Raw genomic sequence first — 22,034 nt, 5'->3', positions numbered from 1 at the left:
GTCTGGGTTTTCCAGACACATCTGACAAAAAATTCAAAGCAGCCCCGAATTTCGGGGCTGTTTGTTTTTGGGCCGTGTTGCATAGATACATGCAGACGGAGACCATGACTTTGACGACACCACCCGCCACGCACCCGGACAGCGACGCCACCGCACGCGACATCAGCTATGCCTATTCCGCTGAAACCGCCGCTGGCGAAATGATGATCCGTTTGATGGAGAACACGACGGGCCGGATTGGTCTGATCAAACGGGCCAATGGTTACGAAGACGAAGTCGCGGCAGGGGCCGATTTCTGGCAGATCATGATGACCCGCTATGGCATCAAGCTAGAGATCACTGGCGGCTCGCTTGATTTGATCCCAAAAGAGGGGCCTTTGTTGCTGATTGCCAATCACCCTTATGGCATTCTGGATGGGCTGGCGATGGGGCATATCCTAAGCACGCTGCGGGGCGATTTTCGTATTCTGGCACATCAGGTGTTTCGCAAAGCCGAAGATTTGAACAAGATCATCCTGCCGATCAGCTTTGACACCTCCAAAGAAGCGCTGAAACTGAACATTCAGACCCGCAAAGTCGCCTTGGACTATCTGCATCAAGGTGGGGCAATTGGCATTTTTCCGGGTGGTACAGTGTCAACGGCAGAGAGGCCATTTGGTGTTCCGCTTGATCCGGTATGGCGCGGATTTACAGCGCGAATGGTGCAAAAATCAGATGCACAGGTTGTGCCGATTTTCTTTGATGGCACCACGACGCGGCTGTTTCAGATCGCTAGCCATCTTCATTACACCCTACGCATGGGGTTTCTGATCCGCGAATTCAAAAAACGTGTTGATACGCCGGTCCAGATTGTAGTGGGTGCGCCGATTGATCCTGCAGAACTCGAGACGTTCAAAGGTGATCGTAAACGTCTGATGGACTTCCTGCGGATGCGTACCTATGCTTTGTCCCCAAAGGGGCTGGATGCATCGGCCTATGGGTTTGAATTCGAAGATAAATATAAGGACTAAAGGTCCAGGCCGTCAGTAAAGACAGGCATAAAAGACAAGGGCATTACCATGGCAGTTGGTATTTTTGACAGCGGATTAGGTGGATTAACGGTCTATGACGCCGTGCATCAGGCGATGCCGGATCAACCGATTGTTTACTTTGGCGACAATGCCCATGCGCCTTACGGCGTGCGCGATGCCGATGATATCTTTGAAAAAACCACCTCTGCGGTTGAACGGCTTTGGGATGCAGGCTGTGATCTGGTGATCCTGGCCTGCAATACGGCAAGTGCGGCGGCCTTACGCCGAATGCAGGAAAGCTGGCTGCCCGAAGACAAGCGCGTGCTTGGGGTCTTTGTGCCTTTGATCGAAGCCATGACCGAGCGCAACTGGGGCGACAATAGCCCGCCACGCGAGGTGGCCGTAAAACATGTGGCGCTTTTTGCGACGCCAGCCACTGTTTCGAGCCGTGCTTTCCAACGCGAACTGGCCTTTCGAGCCATTGGTGTAGATGTTGAAGCCCAAGCCTGTGGGGGCGTAGTCGATGCTATTGAAGATGGCGATACGATCCTGGCAGAAGCCCTGGTGCGTAGCCATGTTGAAGCTTTAAAACGCAAAATGCCATCGCCGGAAGCGGCCATTCTGGGCTGTACACACTACCCGTGGATGGAAGAAACCTTTCAAGACGCGCTGGGGCCAGACGTGAAAGTCTATAGCCAAGCCAATCTGGTTGCGGCCAGCCTTGGCGATTATCTAGGTCGCCACCCGGCCATGCGCGGGGAAGGACAGGAAAGCATGTTCCTGACCACAGGTGATCCCAAACGTGTCTCGGATCGCGCGACGCAATTCCTGCGACGACGGGTTGAGTTTATCTCTGCCTAACGGCGCTGATGTTGAAGGCATTGGATGCAGGCTTGAGTTCAGGCCTGCACCTGCCTAAAACCCACTCCCAACTGTGACATTTTGTGGCTGGTGTCAGCCGCAGGGCTGCCTATCTAAGCCCTAAGGATACGGAAAGGTCGAAGATGACCCATAAAATCGCAATTCTCGGTGCTTCTGGCTACACCGGTGCAGAGCTCGTGCGTTTGATCGCGACACACCCGTCTATGGAAATCGTGGCCCTGGCTGCGAATTCAAAAGCGGGCATGGCCTATGAGGATGTATTTCCGCATCTGCGCCATTTGAACCTGCCGGATCTGGTCAAGATCGAAGAGATCGATTTTGGTAATGTTGATCTGGTCTTTTGTGGATTGCCGCATGCGACCAGCCAGAAAGTTATCAAAGCCCTGCCAAAGACTGTGAAAGTTGTTGATTTGTCAGCGGATTTCCGTCTGCGTGATCCAGAAGAATACGTCAAATGGTACGGCGGTCAGCACGACGCTTTGGAATGCCAGACTGAAGCGGTTTATGGCCTGACCGAATTCTACCGCGAAGATATCAAGGGGGCGCGTCTGGTCGCTGGTACGGGTTGTAATGCAGCCACCGGCCAATATGCGCTGCGTCCTTTGATCGAAGCAGGGGTGATTGATCTGGATCAGATCATTCTGGACCTCAAATGTGCAGTCTCTGGCGCAGGTCGGTCCTTAAAGGAGAATCTGCTGCATGCCGAGCTAAGCGAAGGCTATCACCCTTATGCAATCGGTGGCACACATCGCCATTTGGGCGAGTTTGATCAAGAGTTTTCCGCCATCGCGGGTCGTCCGGTCAAAGTACAGTTCACGCCGCATCTGGTGCCTGCAAACCGGGGCATTCTGGCGACGGTCTATGTGCAAGGTGATGCAAATGTGATCCATGAGACGCTTAACAAAGCCTATGCAGTTGAGCCATTCATTCAGATGCTGCCCTTTGGCCAAGCGCCAAGCACGCGGCATGTGCGGGGTAGTAACTTCTGCCATATTGGAGTGTCTGCGGATCGGATCGAAGGCCGTGCCATTGTAACGGCGGCGCTGGACAACCTGACAAAAGGTTCTAGTGGTCAAGCGTTGCAAAACGCGAATTTGATGTTGGGCGAAGAGGAAACAGCGGGCCTGATGCTCGCGCCGTGTTTCCCATAACGCAGGTAAAGGAGAGGCCATGAAAAGCCTCAAGAAACAACGACGCATTCAGATCGTGCTGGTCGCAATTGTGGCTTTGGTCTTGGCGACGGGCCTTATCGGCTATGCGATGCAGGATGGCATTAACTATTTTCGTTCGCCATCTGAAGTGGTGGCTGAACCTCCTGCCGCCAACGAAGAGTTCCGCATGGGTGGGCTGGTCGAAGAAGGCAGCTTGGTGCGCGGTCAGGGTGAGACTGTGACCTTCCGTGTGACGGATGGTGGCGGAACGGTTGCCGTGGCCTATAAGGGTGTTTTGCCAGACCTGTTTGAAGAAAATCAGGGCATGATTGGCACAGGTCGGTACATCGATGGTGTCTTTCAAGCCACTGAAATTCTTGCAAAACACGATGAGACATATATGCCGAAAGAAGTCGTGGATGCTTTGAAAGAGCAAGGCGTCTATGTCGAACCTGAAAGCTAAACGCTTCCTAGAATGTGAATGAAAACAGCCCGGTGTGATCGCGCCGGGCTTTTTCTTTGCACAGCCTGCAAAAAGCTATGTTGCACAAGACGCGCGCGCTTTCATGTCTGGGTTTTAAGCCTTGCTTGGCAGCTTCTTTGCATCAGCAAAGGAGGGTGTCATGCCTGATGTTTGGCAAATCGCAGCGGAAATTGTGGCGCGTGAAGGCGGGTATGTGAATGATTCAGATGATCCCGGTGGCGTGACGAAACATGGGGTGACCCTTGGCACACTGCGACGATTGGGATTGGATTTGGACAGTGACGGGGATGTGGATGCGCAGGACGTGCGTCGTGTGTCAAAGGAGCGTGCCATTGACATCTATCTGAAACATTATTTTGAAGGACCAGGGATCGCGCGTTTACCCGAGGTTTTGCAGGCCAGCGTTTTTGACATGTATGTGAACGCGGGCAGCAACGCGGTGAAGATTTTGCAACGTCTGCTTAACCAGATGGGACAGGCGGTGACCGTGGATGGTCAGCTTGGGCCTCAGACAACGCAGGCCAGTGATGATGCGGCGGTATTGGCACCAGATCATTTGGCGGATGCCTATGCGATTGCGCGACGGAATTATTACTTTCGACTGGCGGATCGCCGTCCGGCGTCGAGAAAATACGCCCGGACCCGGCGCGGGGACAAAGGCGGTTGGATCAAACGTGCTGAAGAATTCATGTCGCCGCGTTACCATTTGACCGAAAGCGAATTTACAAAACGGGTGGCCTCATGGGCGTGATCGCAAACCTGTTGGATTTCGTCTTTGGAAGCGGTCGCAATGTGGTGCGTGAAACCGCCGAAGTCTTTCGTGAAAATGCTGAGGCGGGCGCCAATCGCGAGCATTTACGCCATCAAGCGGCCATGTCGCAGTTCGGGCGTGAATTCCTGCACGGGCGGCGTGGCTGGTTTGACCGATTGATGGATGCCGTGAACCGGTTGCCACGACCATTGATGGCGCTTGGCTGTTTGGGGTTGTTTGTTTTAGCGATGATTGATCCGGTCTGGTTTGCGGCAAGAATGCAGGGGATTGCATTGGTACCAGAACCGCTTTGGTGGCTGCTTGGCGTCATTGTCAGTTTCTATTTTGGGGCGCGGCACCAGATGAAAGGGCAGGAGTTTCAACGCTCTATGGCCGCAAGCTTATCAAACGCGGCATTGCTTTTGGCTGAACAGGATGCCGAACCAAATCAGGATAGCGATGAAGAAAATGCAGCGCTAAGAGATTGGAAAAGCGCGACGTAATGCCCTGACCTCAACAGCCAATCCACGCCGAATTGAATTGGCCTTTTGGTGGTCGCGGCGTATATCTTGGGCATGATACATGAGCTCGGTCATTTTGCCCTGATCCTCGCCGCGATGGTGGCCGTGGTGCAGGCGGTCGTTCCCCTGATTGGGGCACAGAAACGCTGGTCTGGATGGATGGCGGTGGCTGATCCAGCAGCCTCGGCGCAGTTCTTACTTACAGCTTTCGCTTTTGGTGCGCTCACCCATGCCTTTGTGACCTCGGATTTCTCGGTGCGCTTGGTCTATGCCAATTCGCATACGCTGAAGCCCATGCTTTACAAAATCAGCGGAGTCTGGGGGAACCACGAGGGTTCGATGTTGTTGTGGCTGTTGATTCTGACGCTGTTTGGCGCGAGCCTGAGCTGGTTTGGAGGCAATCTGCCACCCGGCCTGAAAGCCCGGGCCTTGGCGGTTCAATCGGCCATTGCTGTGGCTTTCTTTGCTTTTATCTTATTCACGTCAAATCCGTTTGAACGCATGGATTTAGGCGGCGTGCCCTTTGATGGTCGAGGTCTGAATCCTCTGTTGCAAGATCCCGGTTTGGCCTTCCACCCACCGTTTCTGTATTTGGGCTATGTCGGTCTTTCGATGGCCTTTTCTTTTGCCGTAGCGGCTTTGATCGAAGGTCGGGTAGATGCCGCTTGGGGCCGCTGGGTGCGCCCTTGGACATTGGCGGCTTGGATTTTCCTGACCATCGGTATCGCGCTCGGGTCTTGGTGGGCTTATTACGAGCTTGGCTGGGGCGGGTTCTGGTTCTGGGATCCAGTTGAAAACGCCTCTTTTATGCCGTGGCTTTTGGCGGCGGCTCTCCTGCATTCAGCCATCGTGGTCGAGAAACGCGAGAGCTTGAAAAGCTGGACCATCCTATTGGCGATCTTGGCCTTTGGCTTTTCGCTGATCGGTACCTTCATTGTGCGATCCGGCGTGATCACCTCTGTGCATGCCTTTGCGAATGATCCCGAACGCGGCGTGTTTATCTTGGCGATCCTCGCGATCTTTATGGGTGGTGCGCTGACATTGTTTGCTGCCCGTGCGGGTGCGATGGAAGCCAAGGGTGTCTTTAGTGTCGTCAGTCGTGAAAGCGCCTTGGTTTTAAACAACGTGCTGCTCGCAGTCGCTTGTTTTGTGGTCTTTATCGGCACCATCTGGCCGCTTCTGTCTGAGATGTTCTTTGAACGCGTTCTCAGTGTTGGACCACCTTTCTTTAATCTGGCCTTTACACCCTTCATGGTCGCCCTTGGACTCATCCTCCCAATCGGATCGATGTTGCCCTGGAAAAGAGCGAAATTGGGTCGTGTAGTTCGCAAATTTGCACCGGCTGCCGGGGTCGCATTGGCTTTGGCAGGCTTGGCGTGGGCCGTGCAGGCAGAGAAGTCTTTGCTGGGTCCCATCGGCCTGATGCTGGGGGCTTGGGTTGTTATGGGGGCGGTGATCGATTTGTTCAGCCGCACAGGTCGCGGCAGCACCGCACAGCGGATTAAACGCCTTTTGCGTCTGCCGGGCGCTGATTGGGGCAAAGCGACCGCGCACACCGGGCTTGGCGTTACTATGTTTGCCATTTCAGGTCTTATGGCTTGGGAGGTCGAAGACATTCGCGTCGCCCAAATTGATCAACCATTCCCAGTGGGGGTCTATGAGATCACGTTGAAGCAAGTGCAAGACGTGGAAGGGCCAAATTACCTATCAACTCGGGCAGATGTTCTGGTCACGCGCGAGGGGCGCGAGGTGGCGTTGTTGCAACCTGAAAAGCGCGTCTATCCTGTGGCCGGCATGCCAACCACCGAAGCTGCGATTGATTACCGCGCTTTCCGGGATGTCTATGTGGTTATTGGCGATGCGCAGGCCAATGGCGGTCACACTGTGCGCACTTACGTGAAACCCTTTACCAACTGGATTTGGCTCGGTTGTGCTTTGATGGCCTTTGGTGGCTTCCTTAGCTTGATGGATCGCCGTTACCGCGTCGCGGCAGGCGCGCGCAAAACCGCTGGGGTACCTGCCGAATGAAACGTCTACTGATCCTTCTGTTGCTCATAGCCACACCACTTTGGGCCGTAGAGCCTGACGAAATTCTGGACGACCCTGCGTTGGAAACTCGCGCACGGATCATTTCAAAAAACCTGCGCTGTCTGGTTTGCCGCAATGAAAGCATCGATGAAAGCAATGCGGGTATTGCCAAGGACCTGCGTGTTCTGGTGCGTGAACGTCTGGTGGCGGGCGATAGCAATGTCGAAGTGGTTGATTTCATCGTCGACCGCTATGGCGAATATGTTTTGCTGAAACCACAAACCGGTGGCAGCAATCTGGTGCTTTGGGGGGCAGGGCCTGCGATGTTGATCGTGGCCCTGGGTCTTTCTGCGGGCTATCTGCGACGCCGGTCTAAACCCGCGAAAGAGCCCATTGAAGCGTTGAGTGATGAAGAAAAGGCGCGTTTGGACGAAATCCTTAAAGATTGACGCGCAGTCCCCCTTCACAGGGCCGTGATTGACCCTATCTTGAGCACAAACGGATAAGAGGCCCAGATGGACTATCAAGCGATTGACCTAAACGTGGCAGACGGCGTGGCCGTACTGACATTGAACCGCCCAGAAAAGATGAATGCGCTGAATGCGCAGATGCGCGCAGAGATCACCCATGCGGTGCATGATATCTCGTTGCATGGGCAGACACAGGGCATCCGCGTCTTGGTACTGACCGGGGCGGATGGCGCCTTCTGTTCGGGGCAAGATTTGGGGGATGGCGGCAATGCCGCGACACTCGATCTAGAGCGCACGCTGCGCGATGAGTATACGCCTATGATCCGCGCGATCTTGGATTGCCCGCTGCCGGTGATTTCGGCTGTGAACGGAGCAGCTGCAGGGGCAGGGGCGAACCTGGCTTTAGCCGCAGATGTTGTGATTGCCACAGAAAGCGCTGTGTTCATTCAAGCCTTTACACGCATTGGTCTTATGCCAGATGCAGGTGGCACCTATATGCTTCCACGTCAGATGGGCATGGCCAAAGCCATGGGTGCGGCCTTGTTTGCGGATAAGATCACCGCGAAACAAGCCGATGACTGGGGCATGATTTGGGAACATGTGGCGGATAAAGACTTTGACGCCCATTGGAAATCCCGCGCCGCGCATTTGGCGAACGGTCCAACGGCAGCTTACGCCCGGATTAAAGAGGCTATGCGCTCGACCTGGAACAACAATCTGGATCAGCAATTGGCCCATGAGGCCAAACTGCAGGGTGCCTGCGGCAAAACCCGTGACTTTCAAGAAGGCGTGGTGGCGTTCCTTGAAAAACGACCAGCGAATTATGAAGGCCGGTAAATCAAACGGTTTAAGGATTAAAAAAGGGAGCCGTCTGGCTCCCTTTTCTATTTTTAGGATCGGTTTTGATCAGCTGTCGCCGGCATTTTCCAGTGCAGTCACCAGCGCGCCCAAGTTATGCTCGAACATCGCGAGATAGCTTGTTGCAGGGCCGCCGCGCGCTGACAGCGCGTCAGAGAACAAACGACCGCCGATTTTCAGACCGGTTTCTTCGGAAATCTGCTCGATCAGGGCAGGGCTTGTGATGTTTTCAACAAACAGGGCAGAGGCACCTTGGTCTTTCAGACCGCTGATAAGTGCTGCGAGTTCTTTCGCGGAAGGCTCTGCTTCGGTGTCGATGCCAACTGGGGCCAGGAAGGTCATGCCATAAGCATCCGCCAGATAACCGAATGCATCATGGGCCGTGACAACGGTGCGTCGATCCGCTGGCAGGGCCGCAAGTTTTTCGCGCGTTGTTGTATCAAGCGCAGTCAGTTCTGCCACGTAGGCTTCTGCGTTGGCTTTGAAATCATCCGCATGTGCTGGGGCCGCTTCGGACAGGACAGAGGCGATGTTGTTCACGTAGATCACGCCGTTCAGCAGTGAGTTCCAGGCATGTGGGTCGACTTCACCTTCGACTAGAACTGGTGTGATTCCGTCTGTTGCAATGTGCACAGAGGCTTTAGAGCCAGATTCTGCAATCAGCGTATCGGACCATGTTTCAAAGCCCATGCCATTGACAAAGATCACGTCAGCTTGGGCTACAGCGCGGGCGTCGGCAACGGATGGGGAATACACATGTGCGTCGGCATCTGGACCAACGATGGTGGTCACATCTGCATAATCGCCAGCAACTTGTTCAACCATATCGCCGAGAATTGAGAAGCTGGCAACAATTTGCAAATCACCAGCGGCCGCAGGCAATGCAACAAGTGCAAGTGCTGCGGATGCGATGCTGTTTTTAAGAGTGTTCAAATAGGTCATTGGATTTTCTTACAAATTCAGGGTTAAGTTTCGGAATTAGCGTTAAGGCTGGTGGTATTCCGCCCTTTCGGGCCAAACCCCAGCGGGGCACAAAGCACGGAGATCAGGAAGATCGCGCCTGCGACCAATACGATGGCCGGGCCAGACGGCGTGTCTGGAAAGACGTAGGATAGGGTGAGGCCAATCCAGCAGCTAAGAAGCGCAAAGATAAAACCAAGAACCAGTTGTCCGGTGATGGTCGCCGCCCAATAGCGCGCAGCGGTGGCAGGCAGGATCATCAGTCCAACCGCCATTAATGTGCCAAGGGTCTTAAAGGCTGCCAGCAAATTCAAAACGAGCAGCAACATAAAGCCCTGATCGATCAGCCACGGATGTTTTGCACGTGCTTCGAAAAAGACCGGGTCACAGGTGCTGACGATCAAGGGGCGCAAAAGGACAGCAAAGCTAAGAAGCGTGACGGTTGCAACGCCTCCAACAAGCAGCATGGAGGCATCATCGATGCCCAAGATCGATCCAAAAAGGAAGCTTTTCAATGGCACAGCAGATCCGGCTGCTGACAGGATGAAGATCCCTGCTGCCAGAGCGATCAGGTAAAGCGACGCAAGGCTCGCGTCACTGCGCAGGATGGTTTTGCGCGCCAAAAGCGCGGTTAAGATTGCGACGCCAACGCCGGCAATAAGCCCGCCAATCAAAAGTGACATGACCGATAGACCCGCGGTGACAAAGCCAATCACGATGCCCGGCGTGATCGCATGCGCCATGGCTTCACCGGCCAACGACAAGCGGCGTAGCACCAAAAAGGCCCCAACAGGCGCAACAGAGGCTGACAGCACCGTGGTCGCCACAAAGGCGCGCTGCATAAAGGTGAAGCCGAACATTTCAGCAAAAAACTCAAACATGCTCTGCCCCTTCGGGTGTCGTTGAAGCGGCGCTGCGGAACATCCAAGAGGCTTGGCTTTCCGACATGTATTTCTGCCCAATCAGATTTTCTGGGGTCAGCACGTCATCGACGGCGCCATGCGTGGCGCGTCCACCGCCCAAAAGGAGCGCATCGGTGCAGTGATCCAATACCGACGAAAGATCATGCACAACCAGAACCACAGCCCGGCCTTCGTTGCGCCAGCGATCGATGATCGCCAAAAGATGTGCTTCGGTGCTTTGATCGACGGCTGCAAAGGGCTCATCCAGCAAGATAAGCGGGGCGTTTTGCATGATCACTCGGGCAAACAGCGTACGTTGCAATTGCCCGCCAGACAGGGTGTGAATCGGTTGGTCGGCAATCGACAAGACACCGGCTTCTGCAAGGGCGGCAGACACCCGGTCTTGGGCCGCGCGATCAAGACGACGGCGCATCCCAAAGCCACCCCAAGCACCCATCGCGGCAAGATCGCGGACACGGATTGGGAACCGGCTGTCAAATTCTGCCATCTGCGCCAAATAGCCAATTTCACGCGGACGACCGGCAGGCCAATTTAGCCCGCCAGATAGGGGTTTCATCAGGTTTAGCATCATTTTGACAAAGGTGCTTTTGCCAGAACCATTGGCACCAAGAACCGCCAAAGTTCTTCCAGCTTGGATGTCAAAGGACAGATGCTCAAACAGCACCTTATTCGGATAGCCGAGAGATAGGTCTCGGACCTCAAAAACTGTCGTCATCAGAGAACAGAGATGATCGCAATCCAAAGAAGAGACGAAAGCGCGAGCGCTCCGCCGACGAGACCCAGCGTGCTGAGTTCTGTCAAACAGGGCAGGCGACGTGCGTCGACCCTGACCTGAGTGTCAGACCACATTGATGTCTGTTCGGTGTTTGATGCGTTGGACAAGCTATTCACATCCGCCTCCATTTGACTGGGGCAGAAGGGAACCAAATTGTCTTTTGACGGCGTGCGTCAGATACATGTTGCCTCTCTTCCAGGACACCCCGCCTGGGTTGGTGATTCAGTTAAATGGCAGGTCTCCTGACTTGCGGGTCGATGCTTCCTCGGTCCTTCCCAGGCCTAAGCCCAGTGGTTTAATTCGAGGTCGCTCGCCGCTTACAGTTGCGGGGGCAGTCGCGGAATTGATGCGTGAACATCGCACCGCGTTCCTTTTTCAGCCTGCGTCACATGTGACGCAAACACCATTGATGACACAGGTGTCACACTGGAACTTTTCTGTCCAACGAAAAATCGACGCATCACGAAGTGTCTGCGACTTTTGGCTGGTTGGATCAGTTAAGGAAATAAAATAAGCCGCCCCAAAGGGACGGCTTTCTGTCTTAGATTTAAACCGTTTAGCGGTTTTCGATGTCTATGTAATCGCGGGTCGTTTCGCCCAGATACAGCTGACGCGGACGACCGATTTTGTTCTGAGGATCGCCGATCATTTCTTTCCACTGTGAAATCCAGCCAACTGTACGAGACAGCGCGAAGATCGGTGTGAACATAGACGTTGGGAAACCCATCGCTTCCAGAATGATGCCGGAATAGAAATCCACGTTCGGGAAAAGCTTCTTTTCCTTGAAGTAAGGGTCGTTCAGGGCTGTCTGTTCCAGCTCTTTGGCGACCTGCAGCAGTGGGTTGTCTTCGACACCCAGAAGTTCAAGCACTTCGTCAGCAGATTGTTTCAGAACCGTCGCGCGTGGGTCAGTGTTTTTATAAACACGGTGACCAAAACCCATCAGGCGGAATGGATCGTTCTTGTCTTTTGCACGGGCGATGAATTCAGGGATACGGTCAACAGAACCGATCTCTTTCAGCATCTCAAGGCAAGCTTGGTTCGCGCCACCGTGGGCAGGGCCCCAGAGGCAAGCGATACCAGCAGCGATACATGCAAATGGGTTTGCACCAGAAGAAGACGCCAGACGCACAGTCGAAGTCGACGCGTTTTGCTCATGATCCGCGTGCAGTGTGAAGATCCGGTCCATCGCGCGCGACAGGATTGGGTTCACTTGGTATTCTTCGGCAGGCACAGAGAAACACATGTGCAGGAAGTTTGCCGCATAATCCAGATCGTTGCGTGGGTACACAAACGGCTGACCGATGGAATATTTATACGCCATCGCAGCAATGGTTGGCAGCTTCGCGATCAGACGGATCGCAGCCACTTCGCGCTGCCATGGGTCAGAAATATCTGTGGAGTCGTGATAGAAGGCAGACATCGCGCCAACAACGCCCACGAGGGTCGCCATTGGGTGTGCGTCACGACGGAAACCACGGAAGAAGTTGTGCATTTGCTCATGCACCATGGTGTGGTTTGTCACACGTGTTTCAAAGTCTTCTAGCTGCGCAGCGCTTGGCAGTTCACCGTAAAGCAGCAGGTAGCAGACCTCGAGATAGTGGGATTTGCTTGCCAGCTGATCGATTGGATAACCGCGGTGCAGCAGCTCGCCTTTGCCGCCATCAATGAAAGTGATGGTGGAATCGCAAGATGCAGTAGATGTGAAACCCGGATCGTATGTGAATACACCCGCCTGCGCATATAGCTTGCGAATGTCCAGAACGTCTGGGCCAGCGGTCGGTGAGAAGATCGGCAGTTCGTAGGATTCGCCATCCAAAGTCAGTGTGGCGGATTTCTTGCTGTCGGTCATAGTATTCCCTTCCTCAGTTGACCCTGGGCTTTCACCCAGGTTGGGCCTTGGGTCGAAACCCATGGCCTTCGTTTGTGCAATAGGATCGGGTCGGCAGACCGACCGCGACCTTACATAGGCTCCGCTACATCCTGCAGGCGCGCGATGGTCTCGTCGCGCCCGAGAACGAGCATCATATCAAACACGCTTGGAGTCACCGCTCGGCCTGCAAGGGCCGCACGCAGCGGTCCTGCCATCTTGCCGAATTTGAGTTCCTTTGCCTCAGCAAAGGTATTGGTGACCGCCTCAAGCCCCTCGCGGGTCCAGCTAGCATTTTGCAACTGCGGCGTCAATTCACTGAGTATACCACGGGATACTGAATCTAGATTTTTTGAGGCCTTTTCGTCTGGCGAAATCGGACGCTCAGCCAGAACAAACTCAGCTTTTACAAGAAGTTCCGGGAAAGTCTTCGCGCGATCTTTAAGGCAGTACATTGCATCCCGTAGAAGTACGGTAACGTTGTTTTTTAGGGCTGGCTCACCTTTTACGTGTAGATAGGCTTCGATTTCTTGCAGCAGTGCGGCATCGTCGGACACAGCGATATGCTGACCACAGATGTTTTCCAGCTTTTTGAAATCAAAACGCGCTGGGGATTTGCCGATACCGCCAAGATCAAACCATTCTTGCGCCTGAGCGTCGGTAAAAAATTCGTCATCGCCATGGCTCCAACCTAAACGGGCCAGATAGTTGCGCATGCCAGCGGCAGGATAGCCCATCGCTTGATATTCTTGCGCACCTGTCGCGCCGTGTCGTTTGGACAGTTTTTTGCCATCTGGTCCGAAGATCAGCGGGATATGCGCCCAAACAGGAACATCCCAGCCCATGGCATTGTAGACTAGCATCTGACGTGCTGCGTTGTTTAGGTGGTCATCCCCCCGGATCACATGGGTCACGCCCATGTCATGATCGTCTACAACAACAGCCAACATGTACACGGGCGTGCCATCAGAGCGTAACAGGATCATGTCATCCAGTTGGTCGTTCTTGATGGTGACGTCGCCCTGAACCTCATCCTTGATGACGGTTTCACCGCTCTGAGGTGCTTTGATCCGCACCACATAAGGTGCATCTGGATGTGTTGAAGCATCCGCGTCCCGCCAAGGGGAGCGATAGAGCGTGGATTTACCCTCGGCGCGTGCTGCGTCCCGGAAGGCGGCAATTTCATCTTGGGTTGCAAAGCATTTGTAGGCTTTGCCTTCTGCCAGAAGCTGCAGCGCAACTTCGGCATGACGTGCTGCGTTTTCAAACTGGCTGACGATCTCGCCGTCATGATCCAGACCGAGCCACGCCATGCCCTGCAAAATGGCATCTGTTGCTTCCGGCGTAGACCGCTCGCGGTCCGTATCTTCGATGCGCAGTAGGAATTTCCCGCCGCGACCGCGCGCATAAAGCCAGTTGAACAGCGCCGTGCGGGCACCGCCGATGTGAAGGAACCCAGTAGGGGATGGTGCAAACCGTGTGACAACCGTGCCGGACATGACAGGCTTAACCTTTCAGTAACCAAAAGAGGAATAATTTGAGGTCTGTCTAGCGATCAGACAGCCCAAGAACAAGGTCCAGAACCAAGTGAAGTGAGCAAGTTCAATCCTGATAGTCGACGCAGCGATGGAAAAGGACAGGATGTGTCTGTCTTAACTTGGATCGAAACAGAGCTTTCTAAACAGGTTGGGCAGATCCTTTCCTGGACGGCCGTATGTTTCGGACTGGGTATCGCGATTTACTTTGCCTTACGCTTTGAACCCGATCTATGGGGCTTAGGTATCGGGGCAGGTGGTCTGTCACTGATCACGTTTTTTCTATTCAGATTAAAGGCGCCCAGCCGGTTCATCGCCTATTTCCCAACTGTGATCCTTTTAGGAGGATTTGCCGCTGGCCTTTCGGCTCATTTGCATAGCGCACCTCGGTTAAACTTGCACTACTATGGCCCGATTTATGGGCGGGTGGTGACGATTGATCGTTCTGGCTCTCATGCGGTACGCCTGACGTTGGATCAAGTTGTGCTTGCCCGTATCGAGCCTAAGAAAACGCCAACGCGCATTCGGATTTCAATGCACGGAGAGCAGGACTGGCTCGGTCCTATGCCCGGGCAATACATAGGGACTACCGGGCATTTGTCTGCTCCGAATGGTCCAACAGAGCCCGGTGGTTTTGATTTTCAACGACATGCTTGGTTTTTGCAGCTTGGGGCGGTGGGCTACACGCGGGTCCCGGTTCTAGAGATGAATCCGCCGGAAGGCGCAATGTATATTGGCCGTATGCGCCGGACGATTTCGCAATACGTTTCCACTTATTTGGGGGGTGACATCGGCGGCTTTGCAGCGGCTGTCACAACAGGTGATCGGAGTGCGTTCTCCACTGAAGCCATGCAAGCCTTGCGCGTGTCCAACCTTGCGCATCTTCTAGCGATTTCAGGCCTGCATATGGGGTTGTTGGCGGGATTTCTGTTTGCGGCCATACGTTATGCTTTGGCACTTTGGCCACCCTGGGCGTTACGATGGCCAGTGAAAAAGATTGCCGCTCTTACAGCGCTCAGTGGGGCCACCTGTTACTTGATTTTATCCGGCGCCAGTATCGCCACGCAAAGGGCTTACATCATGGCAGCAGTCGCTTTGATTGCAGTCAGTTTGGATCGGCGTGCTTTGACCCTGCGTGCCGTGGCCATCGCCGCATTGATGGTCATGGCCCAGAAGCCCTCCAGTCTGCTATCTGCGGGATTTCACATGTCTTTTGCAGCAACCACAGCCTTGGTTTGGGTCTTTGGCCTAATGCGTAATGGGCCGGATGTAGGGCTGAAATCCTGGCAGCGTACAGTCTTTGGTTTGTTTGTGTCATCAGCCGTTGCAGGGCTTGCCACTGCGCCCTTTGCTGCGGCGCATTTTAATCAATGGGCAGCATATGGGCTTTTGGCCAATATCACTGCAGTTCCCGCGATGGGGATCATTGTCATACCAGGGGCCGTATTGGCCGCGTTACTGCACCCAATCGGGTTAGACTGGGTCGGATTTGAGATCATGGGGCTTGGGCTGCGGTGGATATTGGCGATTGCACATTGGGTCAGCGCCATGGATGGCGCGCGGGTCGCAATTGTATCTCCGCATTGGGCTGTTCTGCCGATCTTAAGCCTTGCTGCGTGTTGGATGATATTATGGCAGGGGCGATTGCGTTGGCTGGGTGTGCTGACAATCGCCCTAAGTCTTTTCATTTGGACCCAATCTGACCGGCCTGAGGTCCTCATTTCAGGGGACGGTAAGCTTATCGGCGTCATGGGCGATGATGGGCGTATCCTGAGCAAAGCCAACGGTCAGGGATTTGTCGCCAAAAGCTGGCTTGAAAATGACGGGGATGCTGCGGATCAGTTCGAAGCTGCAGGGCGAAAACAATCCGACATCTTTGGTGTTTTTAGATCCTCAATCAACGCCAAGACCTTTGTGCATCTGCAAGGTAAACGCGGGGTGAAAGCCTTTACTGGATGTCATGAAAAGGAAATCATCATTTCCGATCAAGTCATTGAAAAACCTGTGGATTGTCAGGTTATTGATGCGCGTTTTTTGAAAAACTCTGGCGCCATCGCCATCCGGGTCACCAAGACGGGGGCCTTAAGAGTTCAAACGGTCACGCAAAGACGTGGGCAGCGATTATGGTCCCCGCCCACGCCCCTGCCATAAATGGGCAGGGTGTTTTGAATTAATAGCTTCGGATCAGTCCGACCAAGCGGCCCTGAACACGTACTTGATCGTCTGGAAATACGCGCGTTTCATAAGCTGGATTCGCGGCCTCAAGCGCAATTGAGCTGCCTACGCGCCGGTAGGTTTTCAATGTGGCTTCTTCGTCTTCGATCAGCGCAACAACAATGTCACCATTGTCGGCAGAACCGGTTTCACGCAGGATCACAACATCACCGTCGTTGATACCAGCGTTGATCATGGAATCGCCTTTGACCTCGAGTGCGTAATGCTGACCGCCTGATTTCAACATCTGGCCGGGCACTGCGACGTGGTGGTGCACATGGCTGATGGCCTCAATTGGGACACCGGCTGCGATGCGGCCCATCACGGGCAATTCACGGGCAAAGAGCTGAACTTCGTCTGGCGTCACATTGGCTGCTTGAGCAGGAGAGGGATGTGGGCCATCGATGACTTTGGGTTCAAAGCCGCCCATACGACCCACTGGCGCCATGCCTTCAGGCAGCTTAACGATTTCAATCGCGCGGGCGCGGTGCGCGAGGCGGCGAATAAAGCCACGTTCTTCCAAAGCGGTGATGAGACGATGGATGCCCGACTTAGAACGTAAATCCAGCGCGTCCTTCATTTCATCAAAACTGGGTGGAACACCGTCCTTTTGCAGCCGTTTATGGATGAACTCCAAAAGGTCTTTTTGCTTTTTGGTCAGCATTTGCTCGCCTCCACAGTGTCATGCAAGTGTCATGTACAGCTCTTTTGTTTGTTCTACCCTTGTTCTTGTTTTGTGTCAAGTGTTTGGGTTTTGTTCACTTTTGGTGCGTATCTTGGCATCGACAGGATGTCTTTGGCAGGCGCTTTTTGGGAGAGATGAAATTAGGGTCGCTTTAGATTGCGACACAACGCATGATCTCTCCTGCTTTGCGAGCTGGATCGTTCGGAGGCCGGATTACAAGCGTATCGGCGGCAGCCAATACACTGAGCAATGCACTATCTTGCCGCTCAAAGATGCTGACGCTGCCGTTTTCTTGGCGCGCGCGTGTGTAATGTTCGCGTGGGCCATTGGCTTTTACGTCATGTGCCAAAGGTGCAGTAAACTCGCGTGCTGGCGCTTTGCCCAAACCCAGCATGGCGCGGATCACCGGTTCCAAGAAGATCTTGCCACAGACCATGGCAGAAACAGGATTGCCGGGAAGGCCAATCATCATCGCGCCGTTTGATAAGCGCCCGGCCATCAGAGGTTTGCCGGGACGCATTGTGATTTTGTAAAAGCTGCGCTCCATCCCAAGATCAGCTGCGACATCACCAACGAGGTCATGATCGCCAACAGAGGCACCGCCGATGGTGACAAGAAGATCGGCATCCTCCGCAAGGGAGAAGGCGGTTTTCAAGCTTGCTTCATTATCCCTTGCGATCGGCAGGAGACGGGGTTCTGCACCAATGTCTTTAAGCATGGCATAAAGGCCAAAGCTGTTGGAGGCGATAATTTGATCTTCGGTTGGTTCCTCGCCGGGCATGACTAATTCGTCGCCGGTGGACAGGATCGCAACCTTTGGCCTGCGTGTCACCGTGACGTCGCTGATGTTCATTGCAGCTAGCAATGCGATATCTGAGGGGCCCAGTGTTTTAGAGGCAGGGATCACATCGCCGTCTTTGAAATCAAACCCTTTGGCACGCACGTATGGATTGCTGTCAAGGTTGTCGCCAAGGGTGATTTTGTCGCCATCGGCGGTGACATCTTCTTGGATTATGATGCGGTCAGCGCCTTTGGGCAGAGGAGCCCCTGTGAAAATTCGGACGCATTCGCCCGCATTGATCGCACCATCAAAGCGATGGCCTGCCGCGCTTTCACCGATCATTGTGAATGTCGCGCCTGTTGTTACGTCCGCATTGCGGACCGCATAGCCGTCCATTGCAGATGCAGAAAAAGGTGGTTGATCACGGCGGGCGATGGCATTTTCTACCAAAACGCGCCCGTTGGCGTGTTTGAGAGGTACAACCTCTGTTTCCAGAGGCTGGGCGAGATCAAATAGATGGGCGAGGGCCTCTGCGACTGAGATCATTTGGACTCAAGCCGCCCTGATTTTCCGCCGTCTTTTAGAACAACGCGGACGCCGCCGATTTCCATGGTTTTGTCGACGGCTTTGCTCATGTCGTAGACCGTGAGGGCGGCGACGTTGACGGCAGTCAAGGCTTCCATTTCAACCCCAGTTTGGCCGGTGGTTTTTACCGTTGCAGTGATGTCGACACCCGGAAGGTCTGCGTTCATTTCCAGATCAACAGAGACCTTGGTGATTGGCAGCGGATGACAAAGCGGAATAAGAGTGCTGCATTGTTTGGCACCCATAATGCCTGCCAGTTGCGCGACGGCGAGAACGTCGCCCTTTTTTGCGCGACCTTCTGCAATTATATCAAAGGTTTCTTTGTTCATTTTGATCTGGCCAACAGCTGTGGCGATGCGATCGGTCACGGCTTTGTCTGACACATCAACCATATGGGCTTCGCCCTTGGCATCAAAATGGGTGAGACCTTTGTTATCTGTCATCAGATGTTCTCCGGCATCAGGGGATTGGCGAGGATGGCCTTGGTTGCTGCGGTCACATCGTCCTGACGCATCAGGCTTTCGCCGATCAGGAAGGTGCGCGCATTGTGGCGGGCCATGTCAGCCAGATCGGCAGGTGTCGAGAGCGCGCTTTCACAGACGATCAAACGATCATCTGGTACCATTTTCGAAAGGATGCGTGTTGTGTCCAGCGTGGTTTCAAAGGTTTTGAGATTGCGGTTGTTGATGCCCATCAAAGGGGACTTGAGCTTGCTTGCGCGCTCAAGTTCTTCGGCGTCGTGTACTTCCAGTAGCACATCCATGCCCCATTCAAACGCCGCGCTTTCCAGTTCCTGGGCTTGGGCATCAGACACGGAGGCCAAGATGATCAGGATACAATCGGCACCCAGGGCGCGGGCTTCAGCGACCTGATAAGTGTCATACATGAAATCTTTGCGCAGGGCTGGCAGGTTTGTCGCTTCGCGGGCCTGTACCAGGAAGTCTTTCGCACCTTGGAAAGATGGGGTGTCTGTCAAGACCGACAGGCAGGTTGCGCCGCCATCTTCATAGGCTTTGGCCAATACTGGCGGATTAAAGTCTTCGCGGATCAAGCCTTTGGATGGGCTGGCTTTTTTGACTTCAGCGATCAGGCCATAACCTGTTTTTGATGCCTCGATGAGCGCATTTGCAAAGCCGCGAGTCGGGCTTGCGGATTTTGCTTCGGCTTCGACCTCTGCGTAGGGTTTCGCGGCTTTGTCAGCGGCGACTTCCTCGAGCTTATAGGCTTTGATTTTATCCAGAACAGTGATGGTCATTGCAGGGTCCAGTCGATGGGTTGCTCGCCGCGGTCGGTGAGCCAAGTGTTGATACGCGAAAATGGCCGGGAGCCAAAGAAACCGCGCCGCGCCGAAAGCGGCGAGGGATGGGCGGTTTCTATCATCAAATGATCCCCGGGGTGAATATGCTTTGAAAGCGCCTGCGCCTGTTTGCCCCAAAGGACAAAAGCGGTGGGTTTTTGTGAGACCTCTGCAAGGACTTGGTGGGCCAAAGTCTGCCAGCCGAGGTCTTTGTGCCCGTTGGCTTCACCAGCAGGGACAGAAAGCACCGTGTTCAGCAGTAGAACGCCTTGCTCAGCCCAGCCGCGAAGGTCGCCATTTAAAGGGGCAGCACCAAGGTCTTCGACCATCTCTTTGTAAATATTGTTGACGCTGCGTGGGAGCGGGCGCACATCAGGTTCAACCGAAAAGGCCAAACCATGGGCATGGCCCGGCGTCGGGTAGGGGTCTTGGCCAAGAATGACAACGCGGACGTTTTCAGGTGTGCAGGCCTCTAGGGCAGCAAAGCGTTGATGGGCTTGTGGCAGAGTGTCTCTGGTGTCTGCGGCGACTTGAGCTTCGATCGCCGCAAAATCAGATGCAAAGAAGGGAAGGTGTGCCCAAGTTTCAGGCGTCATAATATATCCGCCTGTTCTGCGCTTTAGGCTGCTTCGGAGGTCAGCTTTGCAAGACACTCTAGTTTGGCCTTTGCCTTGCCAGAATCAATGCTGTCTTCGGCAATCTCAACGCCTTGCTTCAGGTCGGCTGCCTTGTCGGCAATCACCAGAGCTGCTGCAGAGTTCAAGAGAACCGCATCACGATAGGCACCTTCAGCACCATCGAGCAAAACGCGCAAAGCGTTTGCGTTGTATTCCGGCGTGCCACCGACAGTTTCCTCAAACGCATGTACTGGAAGGCCTGCGTCTTCAGGGTGCAATTCGAAATCGCGCACTGTACCGTCGATTTCCAGCGCTGAAACGTAGCTTGTTCCGGTGATGGTCAGCTCGTCCGTGCCGTCAGATCCATGTACCAGCCATGCACGTTCGGAACCGAGCTTGCCCAGTGTTTCTGCCATGGGGCGGATCAAATCGCGGGAAAACGCCCCGGTGATTTGACGTTTTGCACCGGCCGGGTTGGTCAGCGGTCCCAGGATGTTAAAGATCGTGCGCGTGCCGAGTTCTAAGCGGGTTGGCATGACGTGTTTGATTGCAGGGTGATGCATTGGAGCCATCATGAAACCCACGCCGCAGGTTTCTAGTGCCTTTTCAACCACATCCGCGCCAACCATGACATTGATGCCAAGCTCGCTTTGTACATCCGCCGTGCCAGATTTTGAGCTGGCTTTGCGGTTGCCGTGTTTCGCTACAGGGACGCCAGCCCCAGCGACGGTAAAGATCGAAGCCGTTGAGATGTTCAGCGTGTGTTTGCCAGAGCCACCTGTGCCAACGATGTCGATGACACCTTCGGGTGCTTTCACCGGCACACATTTCGCGCGCATCACAGCGGCGGCGGCGGCGTATTCATCCACCGTTTCACCACGGGTCCGCAATGCCATCAATAGCCCACCAATCTGGCTAGGTGTGGCTTCGCCATTAAACAGAATTTCGAAGGCTTGTTCCGCTTGCTCTGGCGAGAGTGGTCCCTCGGCAGCCGCATGGATCAGAGGTTTTAGCGCGTCGCTCATGCTGGCACCTTCATCGTATCCAAGAAGTTCTGCAGCATGGCGTGGCCGTGCTCGGACGCGATGCTTTCCGGGTGGAACTGGCAGCCTTGGATTGGCAGTTCTTTATGCTGCAAGCCCATGATGGTGCCATCTTCCAACTCAGCTGTGATTTCCAGACAATCGGGCAGAGTTTCACGCTCGACAATCAAGGAATGATAGCGGGTTGCTTCAAACGGTGTTGGCAGCCCTTTGAACAACCCTTTGTCGTGGTGATGCATCATGCCCATTTTGCCGTGCACGATCTCATGACAGCGCACAACGTTACCACCAAAAGCCTGACCGATGGATTGATGGCCCAAACACACACCCATCAAAGGCGTTTTGGTTTCCGCGGCCGCTTCGACAAGCGCTAAACAAATACCTGCATCATCAGGCGTACAAGGACCCGGGGAGAGCAAAATGCCCTCAGGCTTCATCGCCATGGCTTCCTGAGTGTTCAGCGCATCGTTCCGCCAGACCTCTACGTCGGCCCCAAGCTCGCCCAAATAATGCACGAGGTTATAGGTGAAACTGTCGTAGTTATCGATCAGAAGCAGCATAGCGGCACTCATTTTCATTCAAAGTAAGAACAGG

Annotated in this window: 23 protein-coding genes and 1 riboswitch; of the genes, 10 read left to right on the top strand and 13 right to left on the bottom strand. The window is 54.2% G+C overall.

Annotation, left to right across the window (positions count from 1 at the left end; translation table 11 throughout):
• Positions 1–104 precede the first annotated feature (104 nt).
• The 9 genes from JXQ85_RS06310 to JXQ85_RS06270 all read left to right on the top strand — a co-directional run bounded on the left by JXQ85_RS06310 (position 105) and on the right by JXQ85_RS06270 (position 8,134).
• The gene (locus JXQ85_RS06310; RefSeq protein WP_421748036.1) at positions 105–1,010 is read left to right on the top strand and encodes a lysophospholipid acyltransferase family protein; all 906 of its coding nucleotides are present in this window, start codon (positions 105–107) and stop codon (positions 1,008–1,010) included.
• A gap of 48 nt (positions 1,011–1,058) precedes the next feature.
• On the top strand, positions 1,059–1,871 hold the full coding sequence (locus JXQ85_RS06305; protein ID WP_421748035.1) for a glutamate racemase: 813 nt from the start codon (positions 1,059–1,061) through the stop codon (positions 1,869–1,871).
• 143 nt (positions 1,872–2,014) lie between these two features.
• Positions 2,015–3,043 carry an N-acetyl-gamma-glutamyl-phosphate reductase gene (gene argC / locus JXQ85_RS06300; protein ID WP_421748034.1) on the top strand — a complete coding sequence of 343 codons (1,029 nt, stop codon included), beginning with the start codon at positions 2,015–2,017 and terminating at the stop codon, positions 3,041–3,043.
• 19 nt (positions 3,044–3,062) lie between these two features.
• Positions 3,063–3,506 (top strand): cytochrome c maturation protein CcmE, encoded by a 444-nt coding sequence (gene ccmE / locus JXQ85_RS06295; protein WP_421748033.1) that lies wholly within the window; start codon positions 3,063–3,065, stop codon positions 3,504–3,506.
• Between the two features lie 160 nt (positions 3,507–3,666).
• Entirely contained in the window at positions 3,667–4,278 is a 612-nt protein-coding gene (locus JXQ85_RS06290; protein WP_421748032.1) for a holin-associated N-acetylmuramidase, read from the top strand.
• On the top strand, positions 4,269–4,781 hold the full coding sequence (locus JXQ85_RS06285) for a holin family protein (RefSeq protein WP_421748031.1): 513 nt from the start codon (positions 4,269–4,271) through the stop codon (positions 4,779–4,781). The genes JXQ85_RS06290 and JXQ85_RS06285 overlap by 10 nt, the downstream gene beginning before the upstream one ends.
• A 72-nt stretch (positions 4,782–4,853) precedes the next feature.
• Positions 4,854–6,827, top strand: coding sequence for a heme lyase CcmF/NrfE family subunit (locus tag JXQ85_RS06280; RefSeq protein WP_421748030.1), 1,974 nt, complete (start codon positions 4,854–4,856; stop codon positions 6,825–6,827).
• On the top strand, positions 6,824–7,276 hold the full coding sequence (locus JXQ85_RS06275) for a cytochrome c-type biogenesis protein (RefSeq protein WP_421748029.1): 453 nt from the start codon (positions 6,824–6,826) through the stop codon (positions 7,274–7,276). The genes JXQ85_RS06280 and JXQ85_RS06275 overlap by 4 nt, the downstream gene beginning before the upstream one ends.
• 66 nt (positions 7,277–7,342) lie before the next feature.
• Entirely contained in the window at positions 7,343–8,134 is a 792-nt protein-coding gene (locus JXQ85_RS06270) for an enoyl-CoA hydratase-related protein (RefSeq protein ID WP_421748028.1), read from the top strand.
• A 69-nt stretch (positions 8,135–8,203) separates the two neighbouring features.
• On the opposite strand, the gene JXQ85_RS06265 is transcribed toward JXQ85_RS06270, so the two are convergent.
• The 6 genes from JXQ85_RS06265 to gltX all read right to left on the bottom strand — a co-directional run bounded on the left by JXQ85_RS06265 (position 8,204) and on the right by gltX (position 14,182).
• Positions 8,204–9,097 (bottom strand): metal ABC transporter solute-binding protein, Zn/Mn family, encoded by an 894-nt coding sequence (locus JXQ85_RS06265; protein ID WP_421748027.1) that lies wholly within the window; start codon positions 9,095–9,097, stop codon positions 8,204–8,206.
• A 23-nt stretch (positions 9,098–9,120) separates the two neighbouring features.
• Entirely contained in the window at positions 9,121–9,996 is an 876-nt protein-coding gene (locus JXQ85_RS06260; protein ID WP_421748026.1) for a metal ABC transporter permease, read from the bottom strand.
• Positions 9,989–10,753 carry a metal ABC transporter ATP-binding protein gene (locus JXQ85_RS06255; protein ID WP_421748025.1) on the bottom strand — a complete coding sequence of 255 codons (765 nt, stop codon included), beginning with the start codon at positions 10,751–10,753 and terminating at the stop codon, positions 9,989–9,991. The genes JXQ85_RS06260 and JXQ85_RS06255 overlap by 8 nt, the downstream gene beginning before the upstream one ends.
• Positions 10,753–10,929, bottom strand: a complete 177-nt coding sequence (locus JXQ85_RS06250; protein ID WP_421748024.1) for a hypothetical protein — start codon at positions 10,927–10,929, stop codon at positions 10,753–10,755. Before JXQ85_RS06250 ends, JXQ85_RS06255 begins: the two co-directional genes overlap by 1 nt.
• Positions 10,930–11,028: 99 nt before the next feature.
• Positions 11,029–11,236: riboswitch (cobalamin riboswitch) on the bottom strand.
• Between the two features lie 133 nt (positions 11,237–11,369).
• Positions 11,370–12,665 carry a citrate synthase gene (gltA, locus tag JXQ85_RS06245; RefSeq protein WP_421748023.1) on the bottom strand — a complete coding sequence of 432 codons (1,296 nt, stop codon included), beginning with the start codon at positions 12,663–12,665 and terminating at the stop codon, positions 11,370–11,372.
• A 110-nt stretch (positions 12,666–12,775) separates the two neighbouring features.
• Complete coding sequence (gene gltX, locus JXQ85_RS06240; protein WP_421748022.1) at positions 12,776–14,182, bottom strand: glutamate--tRNA ligase; 1,407 nt, start codon at positions 14,180–14,182, stop codon at positions 12,776–12,778.
• A gap of 144 nt (positions 14,183–14,326) precedes the next feature.
• Here gltX and JXQ85_RS06235 point away from each other — a divergent pair, with 144 nt between their 5' ends.
• The gene (locus JXQ85_RS06235) at positions 14,327–16,369 is read left to right on the top strand and encodes a ComEC/Rec2 family competence protein (protein ID WP_421748021.1); all 2,043 of its coding nucleotides are present in this window, start codon (positions 14,327–14,329) and stop codon (positions 16,367–16,369) included.
• 19 nt (positions 16,370–16,388) lie between these two features.
• On the opposite strand, the gene lexA is transcribed toward JXQ85_RS06235, so the two are convergent.
• From lexA to JXQ85_RS06200, 7 genes are all read right to left on the bottom strand, one after another.
• Positions 16,389–17,096 carry a transcriptional repressor LexA gene (gene lexA / locus JXQ85_RS06230; protein ID WP_421748020.1) on the bottom strand — a complete coding sequence of 236 codons (708 nt, stop codon included), beginning with the start codon at positions 17,094–17,096 and terminating at the stop codon, positions 16,389–16,391.
• Between the two features lie 172 nt (positions 17,097–17,268).
• A complete protein-coding gene (gene glp, locus JXQ85_RS06225) occupies positions 17,269–18,444 on the bottom strand; it encodes a gephyrin-like molybdotransferase Glp (RefSeq protein WP_421748019.1) in 1,176 nt (391 codons plus the stop codon).
• Positions 18,441–18,926, bottom strand: a complete 486-nt coding sequence (gene moaC / locus JXQ85_RS06220; RefSeq protein WP_421748018.1) for a cyclic pyranopterin monophosphate synthase MoaC — start codon at positions 18,924–18,926, stop codon at positions 18,441–18,443. Before moaC ends, glp begins: the two co-directional genes overlap by 4 nt.
• Positions 18,926–19,738 (bottom strand): indole-3-glycerol phosphate synthase TrpC, encoded by an 813-nt coding sequence (trpC, locus tag JXQ85_RS06215; protein WP_421748017.1) that lies wholly within the window; start codon positions 19,736–19,738, stop codon positions 18,926–18,928. The genes moaC and trpC overlap by 1 nt, the downstream gene beginning before the upstream one ends.
• On the bottom strand, positions 19,735–20,376 hold the full coding sequence (locus JXQ85_RS06210) for a uracil-DNA glycosylase (RefSeq protein WP_421748016.1): 642 nt from the start codon (positions 20,374–20,376) through the stop codon (positions 19,735–19,737). Before JXQ85_RS06210 ends, trpC begins: the two co-directional genes overlap by 4 nt.
• A gap of 23 nt (positions 20,377–20,399) precedes the next feature.
• Positions 20,400–21,422: an anthranilate phosphoribosyltransferase gene (gene trpD / locus JXQ85_RS06205; protein ID WP_421748015.1), complete on the bottom strand. Its 1,023-nt coding sequence runs from the start codon at positions 21,420–21,422 to the stop codon at positions 20,400–20,402.
• Positions 21,419–22,000: an anthranilate synthase component II gene (locus JXQ85_RS06200; RefSeq protein ID WP_421748014.1), complete on the bottom strand. Its 582-nt coding sequence runs from the start codon at positions 21,998–22,000 to the stop codon at positions 21,419–21,421. The genes trpD and JXQ85_RS06200 overlap by 4 nt, the downstream gene beginning before the upstream one ends.
• Positions 22,001–22,034 lie beyond the last annotated feature (34 nt).

It is taken from the genome of Cognatishimia sp., assembly GCF_049116455.1.
Lineage (GTDB): Bacteria > Pseudomonadota > Alphaproteobacteria > Rhodobacterales > Rhodobacteraceae > Cognatishimia.
Note: the sequence above shows the minus strand (reverse complement) of the source record. Positions and strands in the feature narration are given on the sequence as shown.

Excerpts from the sequence above, each read along its gene's own strand:
- JXQ85_RS06290 (WP_421748032.1), top strand. The coding sequence starts at position 3,667 with ATGCCTGATGTTTGGCAAATCGCAGCGGAAATTGTGGCGCGTGAAGGC.
- JXQ85_RS06210 (WP_421748016.1), bottom strand. The coding sequence starts at position 20,376 with ATGACGCCTGAAACTTGGGCACACCTTCCCTTCTTTGCATCTGATTTT.
- argC (WP_421748034.1), top strand. The coding sequence starts at position 2,015 with ATGACCCATAAAATCGCAATTCTCGGTGCTTCTGGCTACACCGGTGCA.
- JXQ85_RS06260 (WP_421748026.1), bottom strand. The coding sequence starts at position 9,996 with ATGTTTGAGTTTTTTGCTGAAATGTTCGGCTTCACCTTTATGCAGCGC.
- JXQ85_RS06270 (WP_421748028.1), top strand. The coding sequence starts at position 7,343 with ATGGACTATCAAGCGATTGACCTAAACGTGGCAGACGGCGTGGCCGTA.
- trpD (WP_421748015.1), bottom strand. The coding sequence starts at position 21,422 with ATGAGCGACGCGCTAAAACCTCTGATCCATGCGGCTGCCGAGGGACCA.
- gltX (WP_421748022.1), bottom strand. The coding sequence starts at position 14,182 with ATGTCCGGCACGGTTGTCACACGGTTTGCACCATCCCCTACTGGGTTC.
- JXQ85_RS06305 (WP_421748035.1), top strand. The coding sequence starts at position 1,059 with ATGGCAGTTGGTATTTTTGACAGCGGATTAGGTGGATTAACGGTCTAT.
- JXQ85_RS06310 (WP_421748036.1), top strand. The coding sequence starts at position 105 with ATGACTTTGACGACACCACCCGCCACGCACCCGGACAGCGACGCCACC.
- glp (WP_421748019.1), bottom strand. The coding sequence starts at position 18,444 with ATGATCTCAGTCGCAGAGGCCCTCGCCCATCTATTTGATCTCGCCCAG.
- JXQ85_RS06255 (WP_421748025.1), bottom strand. The coding sequence starts at position 10,753 with ATGACGACAGTTTTTGAGGTCCGAGACCTATCTCTCGGCTATCCGAAT.
- trpC (WP_421748017.1), bottom strand. The coding sequence starts at position 19,738 with ATGACCATCACTGTTCTGGATAAAATCAAAGCCTATAAGCTCGAGGAA.
- JXQ85_RS06275 (WP_421748029.1), top strand. The coding sequence starts at position 6,824 with ATGAAACGTCTACTGATCCTTCTGTTGCTCATAGCCACACCACTTTGG.
- JXQ85_RS06200 (WP_421748014.1), bottom strand. The coding sequence starts at position 22,000 with ATGCTGCTTCTGATCGATAACTACGACAGTTTCACCTATAACCTCGTG.
- gltA (WP_421748023.1), bottom strand. The coding sequence starts at position 12,665 with ATGACCGACAGCAAGAAATCCGCCACACTGACTTTGGATGGCGAATCC.
- JXQ85_RS06285 (WP_421748031.1), top strand. The coding sequence starts at position 4,269 with ATGGGCGTGATCGCAAACCTGTTGGATTTCGTCTTTGGAAGCGGTCGC.
- JXQ85_RS06280 (WP_421748030.1), top strand. The coding sequence starts at position 4,854 with ATGATACATGAGCTCGGTCATTTTGCCCTGATCCTCGCCGCGATGGTG.
- JXQ85_RS06265 (WP_421748027.1), bottom strand. The coding sequence starts at position 9,097 with ATGACCTATTTGAACACTCTTAAAAACAGCATCGCATCCGCAGCACTT.
- moaC (WP_421748018.1), bottom strand. The coding sequence starts at position 18,926 with ATGACAGATAACAAAGGTCTCACCCATTTTGATGCCAAGGGCGAAGCC.
- ccmE (WP_421748033.1), top strand. The coding sequence starts at position 3,063 with ATGAAAAGCCTCAAGAAACAACGACGCATTCAGATCGTGCTGGTCGCA.
- lexA (WP_421748020.1), bottom strand. The coding sequence starts at position 17,096 with ATGCTGACCAAAAAGCAAAAAGACCTTTTGGAGTTCATCCATAAACGG.